This window comes from Frateuria flava, assembly GCF_017837635.1.
GTDB lineage: Bacteria > Pseudomonadota > Gammaproteobacteria > Xanthomonadales > Rhodanobacteraceae > Frateuria_A > Frateuria_A flava.
In genome coordinates, this window is the sequence record NZ_JAGJRS010000019.1 from 43,056 (window position 1) to 65,784 (window position 22,729).

General features: G+C 67.5%; 25 protein-coding genes. 12 read left to right on the forward strand and 13 right to left on the reverse strand.

Annotated elements, in window-relative coordinates:
* Window positions 1-77: 77 nt before the first annotated feature.
* On the reverse strand, window positions 78-1,781 hold the full coding sequence (locus J7I44_RS09860; RefSeq protein WP_209619672.1) for a proline--tRNA ligase: 1,704 nt from the start codon (window positions 1,779-1,781) through the stop codon (window positions 78-80).
* Between the two features lie 81 nt (window positions 1,782-1,862).
* Window positions 1,863-2,288: a DUF4124 domain-containing protein gene (locus tag J7I44_RS09865; RefSeq protein WP_209619675.1), complete on the reverse strand. Its 426-nt coding sequence runs from the start codon at window positions 2,286-2,288 to the stop codon at window positions 1,863-1,865.
* A 123-nt stretch (window positions 2,289-2,411) separates the two neighbouring features.
* Here J7I44_RS09865 and pssA point away from each other — a divergent pair, with 123 nt between their 5' ends.
* The 3 genes from pssA to rimI are packed head-to-tail and all read left to right on the forward strand — an operon-like array spanning window position 2,412 to window position 4,173.
* A complete protein-coding gene (gene pssA, locus J7I44_RS09870; protein ID WP_209619677.1) occupies window positions 2,412-3,209 on the forward strand; it encodes a CDP-diacylglycerol--serine O-phosphatidyltransferase in 798 nt (265 codons plus the stop codon).
* Entirely contained in the window at window positions 3,206-3,697 is a 492-nt protein-coding gene (locus J7I44_RS09875; protein ID WP_209619681.1) for a hypothetical protein, read from the forward strand. The genes pssA and J7I44_RS09875 overlap by 4 nt, the downstream gene beginning before the upstream one ends.
* On the forward strand, window positions 3,697-4,173 hold the full coding sequence (gene rimI, locus J7I44_RS09880; protein WP_245188100.1) for a ribosomal protein S18-alanine N-acetyltransferase: 477 nt from the start codon (window positions 3,697-3,699) through the stop codon (window positions 4,171-4,173). Before J7I44_RS09875 ends, rimI begins: the two co-directional genes overlap by 1 nt.
* A gap of 147 nt (window positions 4,174-4,320) precedes the next feature.
* Here the strand turns inward: rimI and J7I44_RS09885 are convergent, their stop codons facing one another.
* Entirely contained in the window at window positions 4,321-7,149 is a 2,829-nt protein-coding gene (locus J7I44_RS09885; protein WP_209619687.1) for a valine--tRNA ligase, read from the reverse strand.
* Between the two features lie 213 nt (window positions 7,150-7,362).
* Between J7I44_RS09885 and J7I44_RS09890 the strand changes: the two genes are divergently transcribed.
* From J7I44_RS09890 to J7I44_RS09900, 3 genes are read left to right on the forward strand one after another with little or no spacing between them, the layout of a single operon-like run.
* Window positions 7,363-8,205, forward strand: coding sequence for a DUF2167 domain-containing protein (locus J7I44_RS09890; protein WP_209619689.1), 843 nt, complete (start codon window positions 7,363-7,365; stop codon window positions 8,203-8,205).
* Between the two features lies 1 nt (window position 8,206).
* The gene (locus tag J7I44_RS09895; RefSeq protein WP_209619691.1) at window positions 8,207-8,932 is read left to right on the forward strand and encodes a hypothetical protein; all 726 of its coding nucleotides are present in this window, start codon (window positions 8,207-8,209) and stop codon (window positions 8,930-8,932) included.
* Window positions 8,922-9,284 carry a J domain-containing protein gene (locus tag J7I44_RS09900; RefSeq protein WP_209619693.1) on the forward strand — a complete coding sequence of 121 codons (363 nt, stop codon included), beginning with the start codon at window positions 8,922-8,924 and terminating at the stop codon, window positions 9,282-9,284. The genes J7I44_RS09895 and J7I44_RS09900 overlap by 11 nt, the downstream gene beginning before the upstream one ends.
* Window positions 9,285-9,380: 96 nt before the next feature.
* Here the strand turns inward: J7I44_RS09900 and J7I44_RS09905 are convergent, their stop codons facing one another.
* From J7I44_RS09905 to J7I44_RS09930, 6 genes are all read right to left on the reverse strand, one after another.
* The gene (locus tag J7I44_RS09905) at window positions 9,381-10,031 is read right to left on the reverse strand and encodes a DUF4328 domain-containing protein (protein WP_209619695.1); all 651 of its coding nucleotides are present in this window, start codon (window positions 10,029-10,031) and stop codon (window positions 9,381-9,383) included.
* Between the two features lie 223 nt (window positions 10,032-10,254).
* Window positions 10,255-10,605 carry a DUF3147 family protein gene (locus J7I44_RS09910; protein WP_209619697.1) on the reverse strand — a complete coding sequence of 117 codons (351 nt, stop codon included), beginning with the start codon at window positions 10,603-10,605 and terminating at the stop codon, window positions 10,255-10,257.
* A 2-nt stretch (window positions 10,606-10,607) separates the two neighbouring features.
* A complete protein-coding gene (hemE, locus tag J7I44_RS09915; RefSeq protein ID WP_245188088.1) occupies window positions 10,608-11,678 on the reverse strand; it encodes a uroporphyrinogen decarboxylase in 1,071 nt (356 codons plus the stop codon).
* A gap of 1 nt (window position 11,679) precedes the next feature.
* The gene (locus tag J7I44_RS09920) at window positions 11,680-11,940 is read right to left on the reverse strand and encodes a WGR domain-containing protein (protein ID WP_209619713.1); all 261 of its coding nucleotides are present in this window, start codon (window positions 11,938-11,940) and stop codon (window positions 11,680-11,682) included.
* 149 nt (window positions 11,941-12,089) lie between these two features.
* A complete protein-coding gene (gene aroB, locus J7I44_RS09925; RefSeq protein ID WP_209619716.1) occupies window positions 12,090-13,217 on the reverse strand; it encodes a 3-dehydroquinate synthase in 1,128 nt (375 codons plus the stop codon).
* On the reverse strand, window positions 13,214-13,753 hold the full coding sequence (locus J7I44_RS09930) for a shikimate kinase (RefSeq protein ID WP_209619719.1): 540 nt from the start codon (window positions 13,751-13,753) through the stop codon (window positions 13,214-13,216). Before J7I44_RS09930 ends, aroB begins: the two co-directional genes overlap by 4 nt.
* 6 nt (window positions 13,754-13,759) lie before the next feature.
* On the opposite strand from J7I44_RS09930, the gene J7I44_RS09935 reads away from it, so the two are divergent.
* Complete coding sequence (locus tag J7I44_RS09935) at window positions 13,760-14,605, forward strand: NAD-dependent epimerase/dehydratase family protein (protein ID WP_209619722.1); 846 nt, start codon at window positions 13,760-13,762, stop codon at window positions 14,603-14,605.
* Window positions 14,606-15,295: 690 nt separating this feature from the next.
* Here J7I44_RS09935 and J7I44_RS09940 read toward each other — a convergent pair.
* Window positions 15,296-16,126 (reverse strand): hypothetical protein, encoded by an 831-nt coding sequence (locus J7I44_RS09940; RefSeq protein WP_209619724.1) that lies wholly within the window; start codon window positions 16,124-16,126, stop codon window positions 15,296-15,298.
* A gap of 39 nt (window positions 16,127-16,165) precedes the next feature.
* Here J7I44_RS09940 and pdxH point away from each other — a divergent pair, with 39 nt between their 5' ends.
* The 3 genes from pdxH to J7I44_RS09955 are packed head-to-tail and all read left to right on the forward strand — an operon-like array spanning window position 16,166 to window position 17,990.
* On the forward strand, window positions 16,166-16,753 hold the full coding sequence (gene pdxH / locus J7I44_RS09945; RefSeq protein ID WP_209619727.1) for a pyridoxamine 5'-phosphate oxidase: 588 nt from the start codon (window positions 16,166-16,168) through the stop codon (window positions 16,751-16,753).
* On the forward strand, window positions 16,750-17,190 hold the full coding sequence (locus J7I44_RS09950; protein ID WP_209619730.1) for a secondary thiamine-phosphate synthase enzyme YjbQ: 441 nt from the start codon (window positions 16,750-16,752) through the stop codon (window positions 17,188-17,190). The genes pdxH and J7I44_RS09950 overlap by 4 nt, the downstream gene beginning before the upstream one ends.
* Window positions 17,190-17,990, forward strand: a complete 801-nt coding sequence (locus J7I44_RS09955; RefSeq protein WP_209619734.1) for an ABC transporter substrate-binding protein — start codon at window positions 17,190-17,192, stop codon at window positions 17,988-17,990. The genes J7I44_RS09950 and J7I44_RS09955 overlap by 1 nt, the downstream gene beginning before the upstream one ends.
* A gap of 67 nt (window positions 17,991-18,057) precedes the next feature.
* On the opposite strand, the gene J7I44_RS09960 is transcribed toward J7I44_RS09955, so the two are convergent.
* Together J7I44_RS09960 and proC are read right to left on the reverse strand one after the other, a co-directional pair.
* The gene (locus J7I44_RS09960) at window positions 18,058-18,633 is read right to left on the reverse strand and encodes a YggT family protein (protein WP_209619737.1); all 576 of its coding nucleotides are present in this window, start codon (window positions 18,631-18,633) and stop codon (window positions 18,058-18,060) included.
* Window positions 18,630-19,463: a pyrroline-5-carboxylate reductase gene (gene proC / locus J7I44_RS09965; RefSeq protein ID WP_209619740.1), complete on the reverse strand. Its 834-nt coding sequence runs from the start codon at window positions 19,461-19,463 to the stop codon at window positions 18,630-18,632. Before proC ends, J7I44_RS09960 begins: the two co-directional genes overlap by 4 nt.
* 355 nt (window positions 19,464-19,818) lie before the next feature.
* On the opposite strand from proC, the gene J7I44_RS09970 reads away from it, so the two are divergent.
* Window positions 19,819-20,856 (forward strand): type IV pilus twitching motility protein PilT, encoded by a 1,038-nt coding sequence (locus J7I44_RS09970; protein WP_209619743.1) that lies wholly within the window; start codon window positions 19,819-19,821, stop codon window positions 20,854-20,856.
* 136 nt (window positions 20,857-20,992) lie between these two features.
* Complete coding sequence (locus J7I44_RS09975; protein ID WP_209619746.1) at window positions 20,993-22,159, forward strand: PilT/PilU family type 4a pilus ATPase; 1,167 nt, start codon at window positions 20,993-20,995, stop codon at window positions 22,157-22,159.
* Window positions 22,160-22,333: 174 nt separating this feature from the next.
* Here J7I44_RS09975 and J7I44_RS09980 read toward each other — a convergent pair whose 3' ends face one another.
* Window positions 22,334-22,717: a BON domain-containing protein gene (locus J7I44_RS09980; RefSeq protein WP_209619749.1), complete on the reverse strand. Its 384-nt coding sequence runs from the start codon at window positions 22,715-22,717 to the stop codon at window positions 22,334-22,336.
* Window positions 22,718-22,729: the final 12 nt, after the last annotated feature.

A 22,729-nucleotide genomic window follows, 5' to 3' on the forward strand; every position in this document is an offset into this window, starting at 1 on the left:
ATCCACCGCATAAAACCGCCTTGGTGCATCGCCAAACTCGACCGCATGGGAATTATCGCTTAACGGCAACAACCCACTTACTTTTGCGCGAGCAGTGTGAACAATTCGTCCTCGGTAATGGCGCGGTTTTCCGATTCGGAGCGGCGGCGGTATTCGAGGGTGCCGGCAGCCAGGCCACGCTCGCTGACCACTACCCGGTGCGGAACACCGATCAATTCCAGATCCGCAAACATCTGGCCGGGGCGCAAACCGCGATCGTCCAACACCGTTTCGATACCACGTTCCTCGAGCTTGCGATACAGGTTTTCCGCCGCGTCGCGCACGTCCGGCAGGTTCTTGGGATTGATGACGCAGACCGCCACGCGCCAGGGCGACATGGTTTCAGGCCAGATAATCCCCGCCTCATCGTGGGACTGTTCGATCGCCGCGGCCACGATGCGGCTCACACCGATGCCGTAACAACCCATCAGCATCACCTGGGCCTTGCCCTGGTCGTCCAGCACCGTGGCGCCGAGGGCCTGGGCGTATTTCTGACCCAACTGGAAAATGTGGCCGACTTCGATGCCACGTGCCAGACGTAGCGTGCCGTGCCCATCGGGTGAGGGATCGCCCTCGACCACCTGGCGGATGTCATCCACGCGGGTCGTGCGCGCATCGCGCTCCCAGTTGGCGCCGGTGTAATGGGTGCCATCGGCATTGCCGCCGCAAACGAAATCGGCCAGCACCGCGGCACTGCGGTCGACGATGACCGGAATCGTTTCCGGCAGGCCGACCGGGCCGATGAATCCTGGACGCGTACCGGTCGCGGCGAGAATCTCTTCTTCCGTGGCCAGTACGGGCTCGTCTGCCAATTCGGCCAGCTTGCCGGCCTTGACCTCATTGAGCTCGTGATCGCCACGCAGGCACAGCGCGACCAGCCCTTCGCGACCCCGCAGGAGCAGCGTCTTGATGCACTGCTGCGGAGAAACGCCAAGGAAGGCGCTGACCTCGGCGATCGTTTTCTGCCTGGGCGTATCCACGCGCTTGAGCGGGGCCTGCGGCGCCGGGCGCTGGATGGCCGGCGCGAGCGCTTCGGCCTTTTCGATATTGGCGGCGTAATCGGAATCGTCAGAAAACGCGATCGCGTCCTCGCCCGAATCGGCCAGCACCTGGAATTCGTGGCTGGCGTTGCCACCGATCGCGCCGGTGTCTGCCTGCACCGCGCGGAACGAAAGGCCGAGCCGCTCGAAAATGCGTGAATAGGCCTGGTACATCGCGCCGTAGGTATCGCCCAGCGATTCGGGCGAGAGATGGAACGAATAGGCATCCTTCATCAGGAACTCGCGCGCGCGCATCACGCCGAAGCGTGGACGGATCTCGTCGCGGAACTTGGTCTGGATCTGATAGAAGTTGACCGGCAGCTGCTTGTAGCTCTTCAGTTCGTTGCGCGCGAAGTCGGTAATGACTTCCTCATGGGTCGGTCCGAAACAGAATTCCTGGTCCTTGCGATCCCTGATCTTGAGCAACTGGCCACCGAACTTTTCCCAGCGGCCGGTTTCCTCCCAGAGCTCCTTGGGTTGCACCGCGGGCATCAGCAATTCGATCGCGCCGGCGCGGTTCATTTCCTCGCGCACCACGTTTTCGACCTTACGCAGCACGCGCAGGCCCAGCGGCGTCCAGGTGTAGAGGCCGGAGGCGAGCTTGCGGATCATGCCGGCGCGCAGCATCAGCCGATGGCTGGCGATTTCGGCGTCGGCAGGGACTTCCTTGACGGTGGCCAGGTGGAATTGGCTGAGGCGCATGACGGGTAATCCGGGGAATAAAGAGGCCGATTATACGTGGCCCACCCCCGGCTTACGCGTCAAGGACGCCGGCGCAAAGCCCTACTTGTTGCAGAACTGCTGGTACTGCTGTTCGGCCAGCGCGATCTGCTGGTTGCGCTGGGTCTCGTCCAGCGGCACCGACTTGCCGCCCTGTTCCAGCACCACACCCTCCTTGCCCTTGAGCAGGTCCAGGTTGGCCTTCAGCGACGTGCAGAGCTTGGCGCGGTTCTCGGGGGTGTTGGGCAGGCCGCCCGTGCTTGCGGACGCCGGCTTGGCCGCGGTGGCGTCTGATTTGGCCGCGGGTGCCGGTGAAGGAGCGGCCGGCTGTTCCATGCCATTGGCATTGATGCGCTTGAACTGGGTGCCCTGCGGAGGTGGCGTTTCGGAGTAGTGCACGGTGCCGTGGGCATCGGTCCACTTGTACACCTGCGCGGCGACCGCGGGCGCGAGCAGCAGCAACACGAGGGCGAGGGGCAAGCGGCGCATGGAATTCTCCGAGGGCATGGGGCCCCGGCACTAGTTAACACTCCGCGCGGCCGGACTCAAGCGTGGCGGGGCCGTTGACGGGCGATGGTTTACACTCTCGCGCATTCCGTCACGGATCGTTGCATGAGCGAGAACACGCCAGTCCGCACGCCCCGCCACCGGGGCATCTACCTGCTGCCGAACCTGTTCACCACCGCGGCGATGTTCGCCGGCTACTACGCCGTGGTGGCGAGCATCGGGCATCGTTTCACCGAGGCCGCGATTGCGGTCTTCGTGGCGGCGCTGCTGGATGGCATGGACGGCCGCGTGGCGCGCCTGACCGGGACGCAGAGCGAGTTCGGCGTGCAGTACGACTCGCTGTCGGATCTGGTCAGCTTCGGTCTGGCGCCCTCGCTGGTGATGTACAACTGGTCGCTGTCCTCGCTGCGCGACTACGGGCCGGTATGGGGCAAGATCGGCTGGGCCGCGGCCTTCCTCTACGCCGCCTGCGGCGCCCTGCGCCTGGCCCGCTTCAATACCCAGGTCGGGGTTATAGACAAGCGCTACTTCCAAGGCCTGGCCAGTCCGGCGGCGGCGGCGGTCTGCATGTCGTTCGTGTGGAGCATGGAGAAGTTCCGCGCCGAGGGCTGGGTCGTCAACGGGCCGCAGCTGTGCTTCGTCACGCTGGTGGTGGCGGTGGTGGTCGGCCTGCTGATGGTCAGCCGTTTCCGCTATTACAGCTTCAAGTCGCTGCCGATGGGCGAGCGCGACCGGGTGCCCTTCCTGTGGGTGCTGGTGGCGGTGCTGATTCTGGTCCCGTTCCTGATCGACCCGCCGCGAGTGTTGTTCGTGGTGTTCACGCTGTACCTGCTGTCCGGCCCGGCGGTGACCTTGTGGGGCCGCGCCGCACACCGCCGCCGGACCCGTCGCGCCAGGCCATGAGTCCGGCGTCGGCCAGCCGCGGGCCTGTTTCGCGTCGTGCGCGGGTGTTGCGCGTATTGGGCGTGACGCCGCTGGTGCGACGTGCGGCCGCTGCGCCGCAGGGGGCCGACCACGTGGCCGAGCCGTCTGCCGTCGCGTCGGTGCCGTCCGCTTCCTGCGTGGTGCTGTTGCCGGACGGTGGCGGCGCGCGCGAACTGGACCTGCTCGGGCGCGCGCTGGCCGCCTATGGTCCCGAACTGGCGCGCGCCGGGCGTATCCCGGTCAAGGATGGACGCCCGGCTACCCCCGTGCCGCCGGTACGCGCCTACCTGGTGTTCGGCCAGGCGCAGGCGCATGCGCTGGGGCGCGAGTTGCCCGCGGCGGTGATGAACCAGGCGCAGATCGTGCTGGCCGACGAGCCGAGCCAGGTGCTCGCGAGCGGCGCCGGCAAGCGCCGACTATGGACCGCGCTGCGCCAGTTGCGGCGGGCGCTGGCGGAACGTGCGTGATGGTCGCGGTGGCGCGCCCGCACGTCGAAATGCGCGCGATGCGGCGCGAGGACGTGGCAGCGGTCAGTGCCCTGGAAAATGCGTCCTACGAGTTTCCCTGGTCGCCGGGGATCTTCAGCGATTGCCTGAAGGCTGGACACCCGTGCTGGGTCCTCTGCTGTGAGGGCGACGTCGCCGGCTACGGCATCCTCTCGGTCGCCGCCGGCGAGGCGCACGTGCTCAACCTGTGCATCGGCCCGGACTGGCGCGGGCGCGGCCTGGGCCGGCACCTGCTCGGCCGGCTGCTCGACGTGGCGCGCTGGAGCGGCGCCGAGCGGGTGTTCCTGGAAGTGCGCCCGTCCAACCCGGTCGCGCACGAGCTCTACGCCTCGGTCGGCTTCAGGGAGATCGGCCGCCGCCCGCGCTACTACCCGGCCAAGGGCGGGCGCGAGGATGCGATCGTGATGGCGCTGGATCGCGAGCCGACGTTGCGCTGAGAGCTGACGTTGCGCTCCGTCCGTCAAACCCGGCCGCCGTGGTGGGCACGAGCCGGGCGTTTCAAGGCGCGGCGGTGGGCGGGCTTCAGCCCACCGGTTCCGATGCCGAGGGTGGGCTGATGCCCACCTACGGAATCACGTGCGGCCTCAGCCGAGTTTGCGTGCCTGCTCCCGCAATGCTTCGAGCTGGGTGCCCCAGTCGACGATGCGCTGGCGCTCCTGCGCCACTACCTCGGCCGGCGCGTTGGCCACGAAGTTGGCGTTGCCCAGCTTGCCCTCGCACTTCTTGATCTCGCCTTCGATGCGCGCGATCTCCTTGGCCAGGCGCGCCTTTTCGGCGGTGAGATCGATCAGCCCGGCCAGTGGGATCAGCACGCGCAGGCTGCCGACCACCGCCGCGGCGGCGGCCGGCTCGTCGGCGCCCGGCTCGATCCACCGTGGCGCGTCGGTGCGCGCGAGGAAGGCGATCGGCGCGGCGAACTTGCCCACCCGTGAGCGATCCAGCGTCTCGCCATCGGCAAACAACAGCGGAATGGTCTTGCCGGGCGCGATGTTCATTTCCGATCGGATGCGGCGGATACCCGAAAGCACCGACTTGACCCACTCGATCTCGGCGCTTGCGGCCGCGTCCGCGGGCAGTGCGGCGGCCTTCGGCCACGGCCGATCCATGATGCTGGACGCGCCGATGCCCAGCCGCGGCGCCACCGCCTGCCAGATCTCCTCGGTAATGAACGGAATGACCGGGTGCAGTGCGCGTAGCACGGTCTCCAGCACCACCAGCAGCGTGTGGCGGGTGGATGCGGCGGCCTGCGCGTCCTCGCCGTTGAGCGCCGGCTTGGACAGCTCGAGGAACCAGTCGCAGTACTCGTTCCAGACAAACTCGTAGAGCGCCTGCGCCAGCAGATCGAAGCGATAAGTGGCGAAGTGTTCCTCGACTTCGGTCAGCGTCTGCTTGAGGCGGGTGAGGATCCAGCGCTCGGCCTCGGTGGCCGGCCATTCCGCTGGCGCCGGAACTTCGCCCTCGGGAAGGTTCATCAGCACGAATCGCGCCGCGTTCCACAGCTTGTTGCAGAACGCCTTGTAGCCCTCGGCGCGCTTGATGTCGAAGTTGATGGTGCGGCTGTAGCTGGCCAGCGCAGCGAAGGTGAAACGCAGCGCGTCGGTACCGATCGCGGGGATGCCTTGCGGGTAGTCCTTGCGGATGCGCTTGTCGACCTTCTCGCGCACCTGCGGAATCAGCAGCGAGCGGGTGGATTTCTCCACCAGCGGCTCAAGCGCGATGCCGTCGATCAGGTCCAGCGGGTCGAGCGTGTTGCCCTTGGACTTAGACATCTTCTGGCCTTCGGCATCGCGCACGATGGCGTTGATGTAAACCTCGCGGAAGGGCACCTGCTTCGTGAAATACAGGGTCGCCATCACCATGCGGGCGACCCAGAAGAAGATGATGTCGAAGCCGGTGACCAGCACCGCGCTGGGCAGGAACAGTTTGTCCTGCTCCCAGTTCGCGACCACCTCGCCGCGCTCGTTCTTCACCGGCCCCTGCATCGGCCAGCCCAGCGTGGAGAAGGGCCACAGCGCGGAGGAGAACCAGGTGTCGAGCACGTCCTCGTCCTGGCGCAGTTCACCCACCGGTTCGGTGGTGGCGTGGCGTCGTGCGTCGTGCTCGTCCTCGCCGACGAAGATGTTGCCGGCCTCGTCGTACCAGGCCGGGATGCGATGGCCCCACCAGAGCTGTCGGCTGATGCACCAGTCCTGGATGTTCTCCAGCCACTGCGTGTAGGTGGTGGTCCAGTTCTCCGGGACGAAGCGGATCGTGCCCGAACGCACGGCTTCGAGCGCCGGAGCGGTGATCGCGGTACGCCCACCGGGGCGGCCATCGGCAAGAACCTCGGAGGTCAGGTCGACGAACCACTGGTCGGTGAGCATCGGCTCGATCACTGCATCCGAACGCTGGCTCACGGGTACCTGCAGCTTGTGCGGCTTGGCCTCGACCAGCAGGCCGGCGGCCTCCAGGTCGGCCAGCACCGCCTTGCGCGCCTCGTAGCGATCCAGTCCGCGGTATTTCTCCGGCGCGTTGTCGTTGACCCTGGCGTCGAGCGTGAAGATGTTGATCGGCTCCAGCTTGTGGCGCTGGCCGATGGCGTAATCGTTGAAATCGTGCGCCGGGGTGATCTTCACGCAGCCGGTGCCGAATTCGCGATCGACGTAGTCGTCGGCGATGACCGGAATCTCACGGCCGGACAGTGGCAGGTGCAACATGGAACCGATCAGATGCGCGTAGCGCTCGTCCTGTGGATGCACCGCCACCGCGACGTCGCCCAGCATGGTTTCCGGACGGGTCGTGGCGACCACCACCGAACCGGCGCCATCGGCGGTCATGTAGCGGATCGACCACATGTGGCCGTCGCGCTCGACATTGTTGACCTCAAGGTCCGACACCGCGGTGCCCAGCGCGGGGTCCCAGTTCACCAACCGGTTGCCGCGGTAGATCAGCCCGTCCCGATACCACTGGACGAACACTTTGCGCACCGCCGCCGAGAGGCCCTCGTCCATCGTGAAGCGCTCGCGCGACCAGTCAGCCGCCACGCCAAGCCGGCGCATCTGGTTGGTGATGGTGGAGCCCGATTCCTCCTTCCACTGCCATACGCGTTCGACGAACGGTTCGCGACCCAGGTCGTGGCGGCTTTTGCCTTCGGCGGCGAGCTGGTTCTCGACAATCTTCTGCGTGGCGATACCGGCGTGGTCGGTGCCGACCTGCCAGAGCGTGTTCATGCCGCGCATGCGCTGGTAGCGGACCAGCATGTCCATCACGGTCTGCTGGAACGCATGACCCATGTGCAACGTGCCGGTCACGTTCGGCGGCGGCAGCAGGATGCAATAGGGCTCGCCCTGGCCGGTGGGCTTGAATGCATTGCGCTGTTCCCAGTGCGCGTACCACTTCGATTCGATCTGACCGGGTTCGAAACTCTTGTCCATCGTGGGCTCGCCATGGGCGCGCCGAGTGCGCGCGTGTAAGGGAAGGCTGAACGGACCATTGTAAGGGGCTGGCGCGAACGGCCCAAGCCGGCCGGTATCTCCGGTGCTGCGCAAGCGCCGCGCGTTGGGTAAGCTGCCGCTCGGCAGGGGCAGGATGCCTGTCGCCTCCTGCGAAGGGGAACGCATTCAGTCAGGCACGACACAGGGGGCTTTATGAAAGGAATACGCGCGGCAGTCGCGGGACTGCTGCTTCTCGTTGCCGCTACACGCAGTCACGGCCAGCAGAGCCCGGTCGCCGAACTGCCGTGGCAAATGGGCCCGACCAAGGTGCAGGTTGGCAGCCACGCGACGCTCGACGTGCCCGAGGGCTACGCCTTCCTCGACGCGAAGGCTACCGAGCGCTTCAACGAGCTGATGCACAACCTGCCTGATCCGACGCCGACCTACACGCTGGCGCCGACCGATCTGAACTGGGTCGCGATGTTCTCCTACGAGGACATCGGTTACGTGCAGGACAACGAGGATCTCGACGCCGACGCCATCTTGAGCTCGGTCAGGGAAGGGACCGAAGAGGGCAACCGCGAGCGGGCGAAACGCGGCTGGGCCCAGTTGCACATCACCGGTTGGGGCCTGAAGCCCCAGTACGACCCGCAGATCAAGTCGCTGGCGTGGGCGATCCGGGCCAGCAGCTCGCAGAGCGACGAAGAGGTGGTGAACTACAACACCCGCCTGCTGGGCCGCCTGGGTGTGATGGACGTGGTGGTGATTACGGATGCCGACAAGCTGACCGGCGCTGTCGCCGACTTCAAGAGCAAGCTGCCGGGCTTCGGCTTCGTCCCCGGCGAAACCTATGCCGAGTACCGCTCCGGCGACCGTGTGGCCGAGTACGGCCTGGCCGCGCTGATCACCGGCGGCGCGGCGGCCGTGGCCGCCAAGAAAGGCCTGTTCACGGTCATCGGCGGGTTTCTGGCGGCGGCCTGGAAATTCGTGGTGGCGGGATTCATTGCCCTGGGTGCCTGGCTCAAATCGCTGTTCAAGCGCAGGCAAGGCGCCTGACATGGACGTGGGGCTGCCCGCGCTGCTGGGCGGGATCGTGCTGCTGTACCTGTACGACTCCGCCCTGCTGCTGTACCACGACGAGGTCGCCTTCGAGACCCGCAAGGGCGGTATCGTGGCCGGCGGGCTGGTCCTCGAACTGGGCGGTCGCCTGCTGTTCGTACCCAACCCCCTGACGCCGCATCGGCCGCTCTACCGGCTGAGCTGGCTCGCCGCACCGAAGCCGGATGCGGGTGGTGGCGTGGCAAGCCTGCGGCGCCTGGCGGGGCGATTGTCCGTGCTTGCGCCGTGGAGCCTGTGGTTGCTTGCGCTCTTCTTCGTCGGCCTGCCCGGATGCCTGTGGCTGTCGGGCAGCCATGCCGCCCTGCTGGCCTGGCTGGTGGCCATGTATGGCTCCATCCTGGCCGCGCTGGGGGTGGTCGTCGCCCGGCGTCGGCGACTGGCTCTGACGAACAGGCAGTTATGGTCGCTGGCGTGGGACGCGTTGCTCTGTCCGCCGTTTGCGCTCAACCTGCTCCGCAAGATCAGCCTGGAGCACAGCCGTCGGCTGGACCTGCGCGCGGTGCTCTCGGACACGGCCGGCGCGGGCGCGAGCGTGTCCCTTGCCCGCGTGGTGCAGTCGCGCATCGCCACGAGCCTCACCTTCGCCCAGGCGGGAGGCGACCAGGAAGGTGCGTTGCGCGGGGCGATGGCGTTCTATCGAAGGTTTGCCGACGATGCGGTCTGAATGGGTCGTGGTCCTGCTGGGCCTGGTCGTGGGCTACGGCCTGGTGAGTTTCTTCATGCGCGGAAAGGTACCGGCCGCGTCCGCACGCCAGCCGTTCCGCGGCCCCGGGCAGGGGCCGGTGTGGAGCGACGATCGCAGCGAAAGCATCGACGCGCAGCCGTGGTTCGACATCCTCGGTGTTCCCGAGTCGGCCAGCCGCGAGGAAATCGAGCAGGGTTATCGGCGGCGCATCGGCCAGTACCACCCCGACAAGGTGGCGAGGCTGGGCGAAGACATCCAGCGCCTGGCCGAAAAGCGGGCGAAGGAGATCAACGCCGCCTATGACGAGGCCATGCGCCGCTTGCCGCGATGACGGTATCGCCCAACCAACGGGTCGGTCGGTGATCATCCGCATGCCCGCGCGACCCTGGCCGGGCGCGGCCAGGGTCGACATCGCGGGCAGGCACCGTCAGACCACGAAGGCGTCAGCCAGAGAGGTCGCCGGCATCACCGGAGCGGCTTGCTGTTGCTCGTGCTGCTGCAGTTGCATGCGGGTCAGGCGCGCTACCACCAGCAGGAACAGGGCCGCCGCGCACAGGTTCAGACCCTGTCCGCAGAGCAGCAGCACCTGCTGGGTGTGCAGTCCCTCGAACGTGTGCTCGGGGCGCAGGTACTGCGTGACGAACCAGTAGGAAAAGTTGCCCGCGATCCAGAACACCCACCAGACGCGCAGCAGCGAGGGCGTGCCCAGTTTCTGCCAGCGGGCGGGCGCCTCCGACCCCAGCCAGATCTGGGTCATCGCGCGCAGCGGTCGCACCAGGTTCATGACCGGCACCGCATACCAGCCGACCGCCCAGCCGGGCGAATCGTCCAGGCCCCGGGCCCCCAGCGCCCGCACGTTGCAGGCCGCCCGGTACACCCAGAAGCCGGCCCAGATGTAGCAGGCCAGCATGAGCACCAGTTGCAGGCGGAACAGGTTCAATTGCAGCCAGCCGGCCCCCGCCAGCTTGTCCTGCAATGCCGTGGTGATCCCGCTGTCGATGCCCTGCTGGAGCAGTTGCAGCCCGTAGGCCATCACGCCCAGAACCGCCAGCGTAAGCAGGACGAACGCCCCGACCACGCCCCGGACCCCGTTGCCGAGTGAGTTCGGAGAGCGGAAAACGTATGGCTTCGATGGTGCCGACGATTCGCTCGTGACCGAGCCCGACGCACTGAAAGGATTGACTCGCGACATAACGGCACCCCCATGCCTTTTTGCCGACCGGCCAGACGCCGGCGGCCCCACTATGCGCCTGAGGTATGGACAGGGCAAGCGGGGGTGTGCTAACCGGCCGTCGCGGGTATCAGAGCAATTCGATCCCGAACCGCCGCATCGCCAGCGCGAACAGGCCGAAGCACGCCACCGTGATCAGGGCGCAGGCGAGCAGGGTGAACCAGAACCCCAGCCGGGGGAGCAGGGCCGGGAAAACCAGGAACATCGGCAGCGTGGGCAGCACGTACCAGAAGGTGTACCAGGCGTGGTTGGCGATCTTCTGCGCCGGCTGGTGCTCCAGGTAGAGCCAGATCAGCGCCAGCAACGTCACCATCGGCAGCGCACCGAGCAGGCCGCCGAGCCGGTCGCTGCGCTTGGCCGCCTCGGAGACCAGCACCACTACCGCGGCGGTGACCAGGTACTTGGCAATCAGCCAGGCCATCGCTAGCCCGCGCGCAACTGGCGACCGTACGCGTGGACTTCGTCGACCAGCACCTTGACGTGTTCCGGTTCGACTTCCGGCGTGATGCCGTGGCCGAGGTTGAAGACGTGGCCGGGGTGGTTGCCGTAGCTGTCCATCACGGCGCGGGCCTCGCGACGGATGACCTGCGGGTTCGAGCGCAACACGGCCGGGTCGAGGTTGCCCTGCAGGGCAACCTTGCCTGCCACGGCACGCCGCGCATCGCCCAGGTCGATGGTCCAGTCCACGCCGAGCGCGGCGCAGCCGGAAGCGGCCATCTCGACCAGGTGCAGGTGCGCGCCCTTGGAGAACAGGATGACCGGCAGCTCGCGGGCAACCGGATCGGCCTGCAACGCGCAGACCACCTGGCTCATGTAGCGCAGCGAAAACTCGCCGAACGGCGCCGGACCGAGCAGGCCGCCCCAGGTGTCGAAGATCATCAAGGCCTGCGCGCCGGCGGCAGCCTGTGCCCGTAGGTAGGCCGCGACCGAGCGCGCCAGCGTGTCGAGCAGCCGGTGGGCGAGCGTCGGCTCGTTCCAGCACATCGCCTTGAGCGTGGCGAAGTCGCGCGAGCCGTGGCCTTCGACCATGTAGCAGGCCAGCGTCCACGGGCTGCCGGAGAAGCCGATCAGCGGCACGCGCCCGTCGAGCTCGCGGCGGATCAGCCGCACCGCGTCCATCACGTAGCGCAGCTCGCCGTCCATGTCGGGTACCGCCAGCCGTGCAATGTCGGCGGCACTGCGCACGGGACGCGCGAACTGCGGGCCCTCGCCCTGTGCGAATGACAGGCCCAGGCCCATCGCGTCGGGAATGGTGAGGATGTCGGAAAACAGGATCGCCGCGTCGAGATCGAAGCGCTCCAGCGGCTGCAGCGTCACCTCGCAGGCGAACTCGGGGTTCTGCGCCAGGCCCATGAAGCTGCCGGCGCGCTCGCGCGTGGCGCGGTACTCGGGCAGGTAGCGGCCGGCCTGGCGCATCACCCAGATCGGCGTGGTGTCGGTGGGCTCCCGGCGCAGCGCGCGCAGGAAGCGGTCGTTCTTCAGCGGAGCGGTCATGTCAGCGTCCGTGCGGGCCATCCAGGCCCTGGGCGAACATCACGCGGAAGCCGCGCTTCAACTGTGCGTCGCGCGTCTTCTCGAACGCCGCGATGGCCGCGTCGCGCTCGAGGAACTGCTCGCGCTTGAGCGTGGCCTTGCCGCCCTGCGTGCCGCTCTCGCGGTACAGCGTCCAGCCGCCGAGCAGATCCTGCTCGAGCACGATCTGCACGTAACGCGGCGCCTCGGCCGAGGCGGGCATGGTTTGCAGGTAGAGGCGCATGGTATCCGTGATGGTGCGGCAGGGGCGCCGCAAGAGGCACATTCTAGAGGGCCATGGCGATGCTGGCGAGGCGCGTGGCCGCGTGCCGCAGGCTGGGCTTCAGCCCACCATCGTGGCTTGCAAGGAGGTGCGCTGGGCTGAAGCCCGCCCTACGAAGCGGTCGCGCGGCCGGATGCTGCGTTGACGGAGGTGGCTTCGGCCAGCGTCTCCAACACGGCGGTTTCCTCGACGCCCGTCACGATCTGCGCCTTGCCGATGCCGCGCCACAGGATCAGCCGCAGCGTGCCGGCGGTGTTCTTCTTGTCCAGACGCATCAGCGCCAACAGTTGCTCCGGCGCCATGCCGGCAGGCCGGGCCACCGGCAAACCGAGACGGTCGAGCAGCTGCTGCAGGCGAGCGGTGTCGGGCGCCTCGCTCATCCCTAGCCGCTCGGACAGCCGCGCGGCCAGCAGCATGCCGATGGCCACCGCCTCACCGTGCAACAGTGCGGTGTAATTGCCCGCGGTTTCCAGCGCATGTCCGAAGGTGTGGCCCAGATTCAGCAGCGCACGTTCGCCCTGTTCGGTTTCGTCGCGCGCGACCACGCCCGCCTTGTAGCGGACCTTGCGTGCGATGGCTTCGACGAGCGTGGTCGTGTGGCGGCGGACGAGGGCATCGGTGTTTGCCTCCAGCCAGGCAAAAAACGTCGCGTCGCCGATCGCCGCTCCCTTCACCACCTCGGCCAGGCCCGCGCGGTATTCGCGGTCGGGCAGGGTGGCCAGGGTGTCGATGTCAGCCACCACCGCGCGCGGCTGATGAAAGGCGCCGACGAGATTCTTGCCGGCGGGCAGGTTCACGCCGGTCTTGCCGCCGACCGAGGAGTCGACCATCGCCAGCAGCGTGGTCGGCATTTGGATGAAATCGATGCCGCGCATCCAGCAGGCCGCGGCGAAACCGGCCAGGTCGCCGACCACGCCGCCGCCTAGCGCGATCACGCAGGCGTCGCGTGTGGCGCCTGATGTGGCGAGGGCTTCCAGTGCGCGCCCGACATTGCCGAAGGTCTTGTGCGCTTCGCCGTCATCGAGGAGGAAGCTCGACCAGTGCAATCCATCGAGCCCCTGGGCGATCCGCTCGAGGTAGAGCGGCGCCACCGTGGTGTTGCTGACCACCAGGGCATGGCGGCCGCGCAGGCGCGCACGCCAGCGGGCACTGTCGCCGAGCAGTCCGCGGCCGATCCATACCGGGTAGCGCCGCGCGCCGAGCGCGACCTCGATCGTCTGGACGTCTGATTCGTTCATGCCGCCTGTTGCCGTTGCCAATGCTGTTCGAGCAGGGCGATGCAACGCTCGCTCGCGGTCGCTACGCCTTCGTGTTCGCCCGGCAGGCGCAGGTCGGCGATCTCGCGGTAGAGCGGGCCACGGAGCTGCGCCATGGCTTCGAGCTTGCCGCGGCGGTCTTCGCCCGTCAGAAGAGGCCGTTTGGTGTCGCGCGCCAGGCGTTCGAGCTGTTGCTCCACCGTGGTGTCCAGCCACAGCACAAACCCTCGTTCGGCCAGGCGACGGCGGTTGGCCGGGTCCAGCACGGCGCCGGCGCCGGTGGCCAGCAGCACGCCGGCGCGTGCGCTGAGCGCATCGAGCAGCGCGCTCTCGCGCTGGCGGAAACCCGCCTCGCCCTCGATCTCGAACACGCAACGCACGTCCACGCCACAGTGGCGCTCGATCTCCAGGTCCAGATCCAGGAACGGCAGGCCATAATGCGCGGCGAGACGTCGACCGATCGACGTCTTGCCGGCACCGGTCGGGCCGATCAGGAACAGGTTGCAGGAGGGGTTCATCCGCGCATGCTAGCAACCACGGACGAACGCGTCTTGCTGGCCGGCTGTGGCGACGTGGGGCTGCGCGTGGCCCGCCAACTGCGCGCGCAGGGGCACGAGGTGCATGCCCTGCGTCGGCGTCCTCCGGCGGGCAGCGACGACGGTATCCACTGGCTCGCCGGCGACCTCGCCGCGCCCGCCACGCTGGATGCACTCCCCGGCGGCGTCACCCGGCTGGTCTACCTGCCGGCGCCCGACGCACGCGATCGGGCTGCGTATGAAGCAGTCTTCCTGACGGGGTTGCGCGCCCTGCTTGCGGCGCTCGACCAGACAACGTTGCGGCGTGTGCTGTTCGTCTCCTCCAGCGCGGTCTACGGCGACCATGCCGGCGACTGGGTGGACGAGGACACGCCTGCCCGTCCACCGGGGTTCAACGGCAGCGTGCTGCTGGAGGCGGAGCGCTGGCTTGCGGACGCGCCGGTGCAGTCCACCGTACTGCGGCTGGCCGGCCTGTACGGGCCGGGACGGCTCCAGCTGATCGAGCGACTGCGGGCGGGGCTGGCACGCGTGCCGCGGGAGCAGGCGCACTGGGCCAACCGCATCCACGTCGACGATGCGGCATCCGCCATCGCCCATCTGCTGTTGTTGCCCGACGCCGACCCGCTTTACCTGGGCGTGGACGACACGCCGCTACCCCTGGACGTCCTGTACGACCACCTGGCCGGACTGGTGGGCGCACCGCCTCCGCCCGACGGTCCGGCGCCGGCCGGGGTGGGCAGCAAGCGGCTCAGCAACGCGCGGCTGCGGGCAAGCGGGTTCGTGCCTCGCTGGCCGGATGCGCGGTTGGGCTATGCGGCGCTGCTGGCGATGTGATGGCTTGTCTTCATCTTCCTCCCGGGATGAGAAATAGGTGAGAGGTTGGGGTTCGCGGGAAAAGGAGGGAAATCAACGCTCTGGCGTTGGTTTGTCGCAAGAATGGCCCCTCACCCCAACCCTCCCCCCGAAGGGGAGAGGGAGTCCGGCGACGCAACGCGATGCGGCAACACGGATGCCTCTTCCTCTCCCTCTCCGCTATGGGGAGAGGACCGAGGTGCGGGGCTGGGACTCGCGGGGAAGGAGAGAAGCCATCGCCCTGGCGTTGGTTCGTCGCAAGAATGGCCCCTCACCCCAACCCTCTCCCGGAGGGGAGAGGGAGTCAGGTGACGCAGCGCGATGCGGCAACACGGATGGCGGTGCTTGTCTTCCTCTCCCCTCCGGGGAGAGGACCGAGGTGAGGGGCTGGGGCTCGCGGGGAAGGAGGCAGCCATCGCTCTGGCGTTGGTTCGTCGCAAGAATGGCCCCTCACCCCAACCCTCTCCCCGAAGGGGAGAGGGAGTCCGGTGGCGCAGCGCGATGCGGCAACACGGATGGCGGTGCTTGTCTTCCTCTCCCCTCCGGGGAGAGGACCGAGGTGAGGGGCTGGGGCTCGCGGGGAAGGAGGCAACCATCGCCCTGGCGTTGGTTCGTCGCAAGCAGGGCCCATCGCCCCGATCTTCTCCCGAAGGAAGTGAGGGCCGACAATCATCAGGCGTGGGCGAGACCCGTGACGTGGCGGTCGTCGTCATACTCGACCACGCTGTCGGCCAGCGCGGGCAGGGTGGTGAGCGCGTGGCGGCTGAGGCGTTCGAAGTGCGCGAGGAAACGCACCATCGCTTCGGCGTCCATCGCCAGCGGCGCCTTGCGCGCCAGCAGCGCTTCTTCCTGTTCGCCACGCCAGCGACGCACGACGTCCCAGCTCGGCGCCTGCAGCACGATCAGCGCATCGAGTTTGCGCCACAGCGGCTGGTAGGCGCGCAGCTGCTTGTTCACCCAATGGCGCCAGCGGCAGTCCGGGTCATCGTCGCGTTCGAGCGCGTTGACTGGCGTTTCCAGCGCCGCCTGCAACTGTGGTCGCAGGCCCAGCGCCCAGCCTTCCAGGATCACCAGCTTCGGCGGGCGCGCGACCTTGGGCCAGCGCGACGGCGGTACGCGGGTATCGCGGCCCTTGTCGAAGCGCGGCCAGGTCACCGGCAGCTTCTCCGAGGCCTGCGGCAGCGCGGCCAGCACCGAGAGCAGCAGCTCGATCTCGTGCGTGCCCGGCACGCCGCGCGTGCGCAGCAGCGGATGCACCTCGCGCGCCAGCGTCTCGCGTTCGCTGCGTGGGTAGTAGAAGTCGTCCAGCGTGAGCACGTCGGTCGGCCAGCCGCGGCTCTCCGCCTCGGCCTTCATCACCCGCGCGAGCGTGCTTTTGCCACTGCCCTGCAGGCCGGACAGGCCCAGGATGTAGGGGCGGCGTGAACGCGCAATGCGGCCGGCATAGTGATCCAGAAGGTGGCCGGCGAGGGCGACGTTCTGCGTGCTAGCATCGTTGGTCATCCGCGCATGATGGCGCGGCGCCGCCACGATGCAAGAGTCATGCTCAAACGCGAGATCCTGGACACCTTCCGCGGCCTGCTCGACGAGGCCACCACCGGCGGCGACCCCGAACCCACCGCGATGAACCTGGCGACCGCCGATGCGGCCGGTCGGGTCAGCTCGCGCATCGTGCTGCTCAAGGGCGCCGACGAGCGCGGCTTCCGCTTCTTCACCAACTACGAAAGCGACAAGGGCGTGCAGCTCGACGCGCATCCGCAGGTCGCGCTCAACTTCCACTGGAAGCACCTGCGCCAGGGCGTGCAGGTGCGCGTCGAGGGCGCGGCACGCAAGCTGCTGGCGGAGGAGTCGGACGCCTATTTCGCCAGCCGCGCGCGCGGTAGCCAGATCGGCGCCTGGGCGTCGTTGCAGTCGCAGACGCTGCCGGATCGCGAAACGTTCGAGCAGCGCTTCGCCCGTTGCGAGAAGGAATACGAGGGACGCGACGTGCCGCGCCCGCCGCACTGGGGCGGCTTCGTGGTGGAGCCGGACATGATCGAGTTCTGGTACGGCGCACAGTTCCGCCTGCACGAGCGTGTGCGCTGGAGCCGCCACGGCCAGACCTGGACCAGCCGGCTGCTCTATCCGTGAGCCACGCCCAGCCCGCGCCGCACGTCGGCCAGAACGGTTTCTCCGTGCACACGCGTGGCCGTGGCTTTTGCGAAATCACCGTCAAGGTGGCCGAGGCGATCGCCGCCAGCCACGTGCAGACGGGCATCGCCCATGTCTTCGTCCTGCACACCAGCTGCTCGCTGCTGATTTGCGAGAACGCCGACCCGACCGTGCGCGACGACCTGGAGCGCTGGTTTTCGCGCGTCGTTCCCGATGGCGAGCCATTGTTCGAGCACGACGCCGAGGGCCCGGACGACATGCCGGCCCACGTGCGCTCGATCCTCACCGGCGTGAGCCTCACCGTGCCGGTGCACGGCGGCAAGCCGCAGCTGGGCACTTGGCAGGGCATCTACCTGTGGGAACACCGCCGCGAGCCGCACCAGCGCCGGGTCTCGGTGACCGTGCTGGGCCATTGATGGACGGCTTCCCGCAGCGCATCGTCTGCCTGACCGAAGAGCCGACCGAAGTGCTCTACGCGCTGGGCGAGGAGCACCGCATCGTCGGCATTTCCGGCTTTACCGTGCGACCGCCGCGGGCGCGCAAGGAAAAGCCCAAGGTCTCGGCATTCACCAGCGCGAAGATCGGCGAGATCCTGAGGCTGGAGCCGGACCTGGCGATCGGCTTTTCCGACATCCAGGCGGACATCGCGCGCGAGCTCATCAAGGCGGGCGTGGAGGTGTGGATCAGCAACCACCGCAGCGTGGACGGGATCCTGGCCTACATTCGCCGGCTGGGGGCGATGGTCGGGGCCCACGAAAAGGCGGAGGCCTACGCGGCCCGCGCGGAGGCGCACATCGCGCAGGTGCGTGCGGCCGCGGCACAGCTGCCGCGCCGGCCAAAGGTGTACTTCGAGGAATGGGACGAGCCGATTATCACCGGGATCCGCTGGGTGGCGGAGCTGATCGGTATCGCCGGCGGCGAGGACGCGTTTCCCGAACTGGCGCGGGAGCCGCTGGCGAAGCAGCGGATCCTGGCCGATGGCGCGGAAGTCGTGCGCCGCGCGCCCGACATCATCCTCGGCTCCTGGTGCGGCAAGCGCTTCCGGCCGGAGAAGGTCGCGGCACGGCCAGGTTGGGATGCGATTCCGGCGGTGCGCGACGGCGAGCTGCACGAGGTCAAGTCGCCGATCATCCTGCAACCCGGGCCGGCGGCGCTGTTCGATGGGCTGGCCGAAATGGACCGCATCATCGCAGCCTGGGCTCGCCGCGCCGTGTAGGAGCGCATGTGCGCGACCGTGCACCTCACGGTCCCGCACAAGTGCGCTCTTTCAGTGGACTGGATGCCTAGAACCCGCGCGCCAGCTGGTTGCCCCAGTCGAACAGCGGCGCCGCGATGAGGATGCGGGCGAGCAGCAGGCCGATCATCACCACTGCCGGTGAGAAGTCGAGCATGCCCACCACCAGCTTGCCGCGCAGTGGCTTGAGCAGCGGGTCGACGATGCCCTCCACCAGTCGAAGCACGGGATGGTAGGTGTCTGCGGCGAACATGCTCAGCAGCGACCAGCCGAACACCAGCACCAGGTAGAACAGCAGCACGAAGTCGAGCAGGTCGGCCAGCGCCAGCACCAGCAGGCCGGCCACGTGCGGCAAGGTGCCGACCAGCGCGAACAGCACCACGCGCTTGATGAGCATCACCAGGTAGCAGACCAGCAGCGCGGCCAGGTTGAGCCGGCGCCAGTTCGGCAGCACGCGCCGGATCGGCGCCAGTACCGGGTTGGTGTAGCGGTAAACAAACTGGCTGATGGGATTGCGGAAGTCGGCACGTCCGGCTTCGGCCAGCAGCCTCAGCACGAACAGCGTGGCGATCACATCGAAGGCGATTTCCAGCAGCAGCGAAAGCGCGTTCAGCAGGTAGATCACGGGCGTGGCTCCTTGGCATCCAGTTCGTCAGCCAGCTCCGCTCCACGGCGGGTGGCGGCGGCCACGGCGCGGGCGGCGATGCGCGGCAGGCCGTCGGCGGCGAAGCTTTCCAGCGCCGCCTGGGTGGTGCCGTTGGGCGAGGTCACCCGCCGCCGCAGCTCGCCCGGCGCTTCGCCGCTCTCCACCAGCATCCGGCCGGCGCCCAGACAGGTCTGCGCGGCCAGGGCGCGGGCGGTCTCGCGGGGAAGGCCCTGCGCGACCGCGGCGTCCTCCAGCGCCTCGACCAGTGCGAAAAAGTAGGCCGGGCCGGAGCCGGACAGGCCGGTCACCGTGTCCATCAGCGCCTCGTCGTCGATCCAGCGGGTGATGCCGACTGCGTCGAGGATGTGCTGCGCCTGCGCCTTCTGCGGCGGGCTGACCCGGGCGTTGGCGCACAGGCCGGTCGCGCCCGCGCCGATCAACGAAGGCGTGTTGGGCATGCAGCGCACGATCGGCAGGTGGGCGCCGAACCAGCGTTCGAGCTGGTCCAGCCGTACCCCGGCGGCGATCGAGATCACCAGCGGGCGCTGGCGCTGCAGCACGTCGCGCAGTTCCGCCTGCAACGCCGGCATGATCTGCGGCTTGACCGCCAGCAGCAGGATTTCCGCGTCTTCGGCGGCCAGCCGGTTCTCGGCGAAGGTCGTCACGCCGAACTCGCGGGCGAGCGCCTCGCGCGCCTGCGCCTGCGGCTCGGCCACGCGGATGGACGAGGCCGAGGCGCCGGTCTTGAGCAGGCCGCCGATCAGGCTGCGCGCCATGTTGCCGCCGCCGATGAAGGCAAGTCGTGTCATGCCGGTCCCTTGGGTTGTGGGGCCCGATACCTTAACCCGAAGCGGCCGGGCGGGTGACAAGGCCCGCCCAACCCCTTGGGGAACGCAGCTGTGCGCGACCGCCGTGTCCGGTCGAGCGCAGGAGAGGCGCTGCGACAACGGACAGGAAACCGGTGGGAAGCCATCGCAGTTTCCGCATTGGGAGGCGCCAACCCACTGGTCGCAAAGCCATTCGCGCGAGTAGTATCGGCTCGTTGCGAGGGGGTTGTCGGATGGCCGGCTCGAAGGCGACGGAGCGTGCGCGAGCGCGCGACCGGGCGGTCCCCTGCGCAGTACCGCTATTCATCCAGACGAACGTTTTAAGGGGAAACGCCCGATGGACATCGCCGAACTGTTGGCCTTTTCGGTCAAGAACAAGGCCTCGGACCTGCATCTTTCGGCCGGCCTGCCGCCGATGATCCGCGTGGACGGCGACGTGCGCCGCATCAACATCCCGCCGCTGGAACACAAGCAGGTCCACTCGCTGATCTACGACATCATGTCGGACAAGCAGCGGCGCGACTACGAGGAGTTCTACGAGACCGACTTCTCCTTCGAGATCCCGGGCCTGGCGCGTTTCCGCGTCAACGCGTTCAACCAGAACCGTGGCGCCGGTGCGGTGTTCCGTACCATTCCGTCCGAAGTGCTGACGCTGGAAGACCTCGGCGCGCCGCGCATCTTCCGCGAACTGATCGAGCAGCCGCAGGGCCTGATCCTGGTGACCGGCCCGACCGGCTCGGGCAAGTCGACCACGCTGGCGGCGATGGTCGACCACATCAACAAGAACGAATACGGGCACATGCTCACGGTCGAGGATCCGATCGAGTTCGTGCACACCTCGCAGAAGTGCCTGGTCAACCAGCGCGAGGTGCATCGCGACACGCACGGCTTCAACGAGGCGCTGCGCTCGGCGCTGCGCGAGGACCCCGACTACATCCTGGTCGGTGAGTTGCGCGACCTGGAGACCATCCGCCTGGCGCTGACCGCCGCGGAAACCGGCCACCTGGTGTTCGGCACCCTGCACACCAGCTCGGCCGCCAAGACCATCGACCGCATCATCGACGTGTTTCCTTCCGGCGAAAAGCCGATGGTGCGCTCCATGCTGTCCGAGTCGCTGCGCGCGGTGATCTCGCAGACGCTGCTCAAGAAAGTCGGCGGCGGGCGTATTGCGGCGCACGAGATCATGATCGGCATCCCCGCCATCCGCAACCTGATCCGCGAGGACAAGGTCGCGCAGATGTACTCCTCCATCCAGACCGGCCAGCAGTACGGCATGCAGACGCTGGACCAGAATCTGCAGGACCTGGTCAAGCGTGGCCTGATCGCGCGGCAGGAGGCGATCGGCTATGCCAAGAACAAGGATGTGTTCAAGTAAGGCCGGAAATGGGAAATCGGGAATAGGGAATCGCAAACCCGTTTCCGGTCTTCCGGTGTATCTCGCTCGGTGGATGACCGAGGGTGTGCTTTTGACGATTCCCGATTAACGATTCCCGATTCCCGGACATCAAGCCATGAGCGATTTCGATTTCACCTCTTTCCTCAAGCTGATGGTGCACAAGAAGGCGTCGGACCTGTTCGTCACCGCCGGCGTTGCGCCGTCGATGAAGCTGCAGGGGCGCGTCGTGCCGATCACGCAGAGCCCGCTTTCCGTGCAGCAGGCGCGCGACATGGTGCTCAACATCATGACGCCGGCACAGCGCGAGGAGTTCGAGAAGACCCACGAGTGCCAGTTCGCGATCTCGGCGCAGGGCGTGGGGCGTTTCCGCGTGTCGTGCTTCTATCAGCGCAACTGCGTGGGCATGGTGCTGCGACGGATCGAATCGAAGATTCCGACCTTCGAGGAGCTCACGCTGCCGCCGGTGCTCAAGACGCTGTCGATGACCAAGCGCGGCATCATCATCTTCGTCGGCGCCACCGGATCCGGTAAGTCGACCTCGCTGGCCGCGATGGTCGGCTACCGCAACCAGAACTCGACCGGCCACATCATCACGATCGAGGACCCGATCGAGTACGTGCACAAGCACGAGGGCTGCATCATCACCCAGCGCGAGATCGGCATCGATACCGACAACTGGGACAATGCGCTGAAGAACACGTTGCGCCAGGCGCCCGACGTGATCCTGATCGGCGAGGTGCGTACCCGCGAGACGATGGAGTACGCGATCAACTTCTCCGAGACCGGCCACCTGTGCCTGTGCACGTTGCATGCGAACAATGCCAACCAGGCGATCGACCGCATCCTGCACTTCTTCCCGGAAGACCGCCGCCAGCAGCTGTTCATGGACCTGTCGCTGAACCTCAAGGGCATCGTGGCGCAGCAGCTGATCCCCACGCCGGACGGCAAGGCGCGGCGCGTGGCGGTCGAGGTGCTGCTGGGCACGCCGCTGGTGCAGGACTACATCCGCCAGGGCGAGATCCACAAGATCAAGGAAGTGATGAAGGACTCGGTCAACCTGGGGATGCGCACCTTCGACCAGAGCCTGGTCGAGCTCTACCACGCCGGCGAAATCAGCTACGAGGATGCGCTGCGCCACGCCGACAGCTCGAACGAAGTGCGCCTGCGCATCAAGCTGGCGCAGGGCGGCGATGCGCACACCCTGTCGCAGGGCCTGGATGGCGTCGAGCTGGAAGAGACCCGCGACAACAACCAGTTCGGCGGCGGCATGCTGCGGCGTTGATGGTCCTCCCTGAAGTCCCGTAACGCCCTCTTGCAGGAGCGCACCCGGTGCGCTCCTGCGTGGAAGCGGAAAATCGGGACGTTCGTGGACAACAAAAAGGAGCCGGAAGGCTCCTTTTTGTTGTCCGACTGCGCCGGAATGGGCTGGCGTCAGCGATGACGGCAGCGCTGCCGACTACGGCGTATCGGCGCCCGCTGTCACGGTCAGGGCCGTGGCGTCGACGCTCTTCACGCCCTTTACGCTGTGCGCGACCTGGATGGCCTTGTTCTTGTCCATGTTGCTGGCCACCGTGCCGGTCAACCGCACCATGCCGTCACGGGTATCCACCGAGATCTTGCTGGCGGGAATTTCGGATGTGGTGGCGAATTCGGATTTGACCTTGGTGGTGATCCAGGCATCGTCCACCTTGCCCGGTACGGTCTGGTTGCTGGACTGCATGCTGCCGCTGGACTGCGCGTCGGCGTCCTGCGCGAGGGCCTGCGCAAACGGCACGGCGGCCAACGCAGCGGTCAGGCCGGCGGCGATGAAGGCTCGATGGAACGCGGAATGGGTACGCATGGCACTCTCCTT